Below are 5,115 nucleotides of genomic sequence, written 5' to 3'. Positions count from 1 at the left end.
CCGTCACGGACGAGTTGCTGGCCCTCGCGCAGCACGCGGCTGACGCCGGTGACGCGCGCGACGACGAGCCCTACCGTCAGGCGTTGTCGTACGTGCACGACCGACTCATGGAGACGCATGGGGTCGTCGTGGGGGCTGATGCGGGCGATCCCGGCGCGGCGGGCGCGGCGGGCGCGGCTGGGCCAGCCGGCGCCGTCGGCGCGGGGCAGGGCGGTGAGGCTGACGACCCGTACGTCGCCTATGCGACGCCCGAGGAGTTCCTCGCCGACCTCGACGTCATCGACGCCTCGCTGCGCAGCACCAGTGACGACCTGATCGCCGACGACCGACTCGCCACGCTGCGAGAAGCGGTGCGCACGTTCGGTTTTCACCTCTACGGCCTCGACCTGCGCCAGAACTCCGAGACGCACGAGGCGACCATCGCGGAGCTGTTCGCCTGGGCCGGCGTCTGCGACGACTACGCCGCGCTCGACGAGGACGCCCGCGTCGAGCTGCTCACCGCGGAGCTCGCGAACAACCGTCCCCTCGCCGGGCCGAATGCGACGTTCAGCGAGACGACGACGAAGGAACTCGCGATCACCGCGGCCGCCGCACACGCCGTCAGGACGTTCGGTGAGAAGGCCGTGCCGAACCACGTCATCTCGATGTGCACGAGCGTGTCCGACATGCTCGAGACGGCCGTCCTGCTCAAGGAGGCCGGGCTGCTGACGGTGACGCCAGACGGTCCGCGCTGCAGCGTCAACATCGTGCCCCTGTTCGAGACGATCGAGGATCTGCAGGTCTCCGCGACGACGCTGCGCGCGGCGCTCGCCGTCCCCGCCTACCGCGCCCTCGTCGATTCGAAGGCGCCGCCCGCCGACACCCACTGCGTGCAGATGCACCCGGGTGCACCTGCACGCAAGGGCGGAGGGCTGCAGGAGGTCATGCTCGGCTACAGCGACTCGAACAAGGACGGCGGCTACATGGCCGCCAACTGGGCGCTGTACCGCGCGGAACTCGACCTCGTCGAGGTGGCCGAAGAAGCCGGCATCCGACTGCGGCTGTTCCACGGCCGCGGCGGCACCGTCGGACGTGGTGGTGGCCCGAGCTACGACGCGATCCTCGCGCAACCGCCGGGCGCCGTGCGTGGCTCGCTGCGCCTCACCGAACAGGGCGAGATCATCGCCGCCAAGTACGCCGAACCGAAGCTCGCCACGCGCAACCTCGAGGCACTCGTCTCCGCGACGATCGAGTCGTCCCTGCTCGACGTCGAGGGTCTCGAACCGTCCGAGGTCGACGACGCCTACGCCGCGATGGACGAGATCGCCGCCCTCGCCCGCGAGGCGTACGGCGACCTCGTGCACCGCACCGACGGATTCGTCGACTACTTCAAGACGTCGACGCCCGTCGCCGAGATCGGCGAACTCAACATCGGCTCCCGCCCCAGCTCACGCAAACCGACGTCGTCGATCGCCGACCTGCGCGCCATCCCGTGGGTGATGTCGTGGTCGCTGTGCCGCGTCATGCTGCCCGGCTGGTATGGCACGGGCACCGCCCTCGAACGCTGGATCGGTGACGACGACGCGCGCCTCGCGCAACTGCGCGGCTACGTCGAACGCTGGCCGTTCTTCCGCTCCGTCATCTCCAACATGGCGCAGGTCATGGCGAAATCCGACCTCGGACTCGCCGCCGAATACGCCGAACTCGTCGAAGACGCCGACCTGCGAGCGCGCGTGTTCGACAAGATCCGCGACGAACACGCCCGCACCCTCGCCATGTACGAGAAGATCACCGGCCACGACGACCTGCTGTGGGACAACGCCGCTCTCAAACGTTCCGTCTTCAACCGCTTCCCCTACCTCGAGCCCCTCAACCACCTGCAGGTCGAACTCCTGCGCCGCTACCGCGCCGGCGACGATGACCCCCAACTCAAACGCGGCATCCTGCTCACGATGAACGGACTGGCGACAGCGCTGCGCAACTCGGGGTGACCGGGCAGCGCGAGCGCGCTGCCCGGTCACCCGGAGTTCGATGATCTTTGACGCTGACTCCTCAGCGCTCGCCCAGCGGGCTCGCTTGATCGTCGTCAGCGTGGGGGTGGGGGCTGACCTCGCAGGCTCGGCCAGGAGCTCGCTTGGTCGTCTTCGGCGCGAGGCGTCGAGGGTGCGGCAGAGCGAGGTGCCGAGAAGATGGCGGTCGGCTGTCACCAGGGTCAGGTCTTCGAGGGCTGCCTGGGTGACGAGCATCGCGTCGAACGGGTCGCGGTGGGGCAGTTCGCTGCTGACGCGCGCCGCCTCATCGGCATGCCAAGGAAGAACGGGCAACTCGAAGAGCCCGGCCGCCCGCAGAGGGTCGTGATGTCGTCAGGCCCGGACAGCTTGCCGGAGAGCACCTTGATCGTCGTTTCCCAGACGCTGGCGGCCGACACGTAGGACTTGGGTGCCCCGCTCCGTGGTGCCGCGCGCGTCGCGGGGCGCATCGGCTCGAGCGTGACCGGGATGCCACGATGAGGGCATGAGCGACACACTGATCCTGGGCGCCGGCGGGCTGTACCCGCCGCTCGTCGAGCAGCTCGTCGATGACGGCGCCTTGACCTGGCCACGCGGTGGCGCTGACCGACGCGCGATGCTCGACGATCACGCCGCTGACATCCGCGTCGTTGTCAGCAGTGCGGGCGTCGGAGCGGATGCGCGCCTCATCGACGCGTTGCCGAACCTCGAACTCATCGCCAACTTCGGCGTCGGGTACGACGCCACCGACGTCGACGCGGCCACCGCGCGTGGCATCCCGGTGACGAACACCCCCGACGTCCTCGACGACTGTGTCGCCGACCTCGCCATCGGCCTGACGATCGACGTCATGCGCGCCATCTCCGCCTCGGATCGGTATGCGCGACAGGGTCGTTGGAAGAGTGACGGCCCGTACCCGCTGCAGCGGCGCGTCACCGGAGCGAAGGTCGGCATCTTCGGTCTCGGCCGCATCGGGCAGGCGATCGCGACGCGATTCGAAGGGTTCCGCTGCGAGATCAGGTACCACAATCGTTCGCGCAAGGACGTCGCCTACGACTACGAGGAGAGCCCCGCGGCGCTGGCCGAATGGGCCGACGTCCTCGTCGTCGCGACTCCTGGCGGCGCGCAGACGAAGGCGCTCGTCGACGCCGACGTGCTCGCCGCCCTCGGTGAAAACGGCTACATCGTCAATATTGCGCGGGGCAGCGTCGTCGACCAGGAGGCGCTCATCGAGGCGTTGCAGCATGACGCGATCGCGGGCGCCGCGCTCGACGTGTTCGCCGACGAGCCAAGCATCCCGCAGGAGCTATGCGACCTCGACACGGTCGTCATCACCCCGCACGTCGCGAGCGCGACGCACGAGACGCGCCGCGCGATGGCCGACGTCGTCCTTGCCAACATCGACGCCCACCGTGCGGGCCAGGAGCTGCCCACCCGCGTCAACTGACGATCGATGACGGCCCTTGCGCCACGACCACCCTCGCGGCGAGCGTCATGACTCGTCCTCGGCGTAGCCCAGCTACGGCAGGTGCTGAGCGAGGAGGAGTTCGAGGCCGCGCGACGCACCACGATCAACGCGCATCACACCGACGCCGGCATCGTGGAGGCAATGTGGGACGCGATGCGCGAGTTGGGTAGCGACGGCGGTCGCGTGCTGGAACCCGGTTCGGGTGTAGGCACCGTCAGCAGACTCGGCTCAATCGAATCTTCGCCAGCCCCTGGTGCTGCCATGCTGTCGACCCTTGCGCCGAATGACAGCCTCTACCGAACCCGGGGCGATTCAACTCGCGACATGGATGCCCCGACGCGGTTGCATCGGGCTGGAAGAAACAACCGCACTCTGGTTAGCTACAGGCAGACCCGTAATCCACGGGCCCCTCGACGGGCCGCTTCGAGCTGGGGCGGTCGAAGGAGTCAAAGACATGGCAACTGGTAACCGCGCCGTGGTGTTCCACGGTACCGAAGACATGCGAGTCGACACCGTCGATTACCCCAAGCTCGAGATGCCGAACGGCCAGAAGGCCCCGCACGGCGTCATCCTCAAGATCGTCGCAACGAACATCTGCGGGTCCGACCTGCACATCTACCGCGGTTCGTTCCCGGTGCCCGAGGGCATGCTCATGGGTCACGAGATGACTGGGCAGGTCGTCGAGGTCGGCCCTGACGTCGAGTTCCTGTCCGAGGGCGACCTCGTCTCCGTCCCCTTCAACGTCGCCTGCGGCCGCTGCCGCAACTGCCGCGCCCGCCACACCGAGGTGTGCGAGACGACGAACCCCGACGCCTCCTGCGCCGCCTACGGCTTCAACCTGGGTAACTGGGACGGCGGCCAGGCCGAGTACATGTTCGTGCCCTACGCCGACTTCCAGCTCCTGCGCTTCCCCGACAAGGACCAGGCCATGGAGAAGATCCGCGACCTGGCGCTGCTGTCGGACATCCTCCCCACCGCATTCCACGGTCTCATGGAAGCCGGCGCCAAGCCGGGCTCCACCGTGTACATCGCCGGCGCTGGCCCCGTCGGACGCTGCGGCGCTGCTGCGGCCCGCCTGCTCGGTGCGTCGTGCATCATCGTCGGCGACTACGACCAGAAGCGACTCGACCTCGTCAAGCGCAGCGGCTGCGAGACCATCGACCTGTCCAAGGACGTGCCCCTGACCGACCAGATCGAGGCCATCCTCGGTGAGCCGATGGTCGACAGCGCCGTCGACTACGTCGGAGCCGAAGCTCACGGCATCGGCTCCGACGCGGACAAGCTCATGCCGCAGGCCGCGATCAACCAGGTCATGGACGCAACCCGAGCCGGCGGCGCCACGGGCGTCATCGGTGTCTACGGGCCCGACCCGCTCGCGCCGACGCAGGAAGGCAAGGAAGGCACCTTCCCGCTCGACTTCGGCAAGGTGTGGATCAAGTCGCCCCGCATCTCTGCGGGCCAGGCGCCGATCATGCACTACAACCGTGAACTCATGATGGCCATCCTGTGGGACCGCATGCCCTACCTGAGCGACATGCTCAACACCAAGGTCATCAGCCTCGACGAGGCCCCTGACGCATACGTGAAGTTCAACGAGGGTTCGGACGAGAAGTACATCATCGACCCGCACGGGATGATCAAGCACTGATCGTCTTGCAC

At 68.0% G+C, this 5,115-nt stretch carries 4 protein-coding genes; all 4 read left to right on the top strand.

Features of this window, described 5'->3' with window-relative positions; translation table 11 throughout:
* A partial coding sequence (gene ppc, locus B2284_RS03665; protein WP_286697200.1) for a phosphoenolpyruvate carboxylase occupies positions 1-1,970 on the top strand: 1,970 nt, incomplete at its 5' end.
* Between the two features lie 198 nt (positions 1,971-2,168).
* Complete coding sequence (locus tag B2284_RS03660) at positions 2,169-2,411, top strand: hypothetical protein (RefSeq protein ID WP_006945682.1); 243 nt, start codon at positions 2,169-2,171, stop codon at positions 2,409-2,411.
* Between the two features lie 82 nt (positions 2,412-2,493).
* The gene (locus B2284_RS03655; protein ID WP_136788789.1) at positions 2,494-3,435 is read left to right on the top strand and encodes a 2-hydroxyacid dehydrogenase; all 942 of its coding nucleotides are present in this window, start codon (positions 2,494-2,496) and stop codon (positions 3,433-3,435) included.
* Positions 3,436-3,910: 475 nt separating this feature from the next.
* A complete protein-coding gene (locus B2284_RS03650; protein ID WP_062257463.1) occupies positions 3,911-5,104 on the top strand; it encodes an alcohol dehydrogenase catalytic domain-containing protein in 1,194 nt (397 codons plus the stop codon).
* The last annotated feature ends 11 nt before the right edge of the window (positions 5,105-5,115 follow it).

The organism is Dermacoccus sp. UBA1591, from assembly GCF_002322065.1.
GTDB classification, from domain to species: Bacteria; Actinomycetota; Actinomycetes; order Actinomycetales; family Dermatophilaceae; genus Dermacoccus; species Dermacoccus nishinomiyaensis.
The sequence above is the reverse complement of the archived record's forward strand: the minus strand, read 5'-3'. Positions and strand labels throughout refer to the sequence as shown.

Excerpts from the sequence above, each read along its gene's own strand:
- B2284_RS03660 (WP_006945682.1), top strand. The coding sequence starts at position 2,169 with ATGGCGGTCGGCTGTCACCAGGGTCAGGTCTTCGAGGGCTGCCTGGGT.
- B2284_RS03655 (WP_136788789.1), top strand. The coding sequence starts at position 2,494 with ATGAGCGACACACTGATCCTGGGCGCCGGCGGGCTGTACCCGCCGCTC.
- B2284_RS03650 (WP_062257463.1), top strand. The coding sequence starts at position 3,911 with ATGGCAACTGGTAACCGCGCCGTGGTGTTCCACGGTACCGAAGACATG.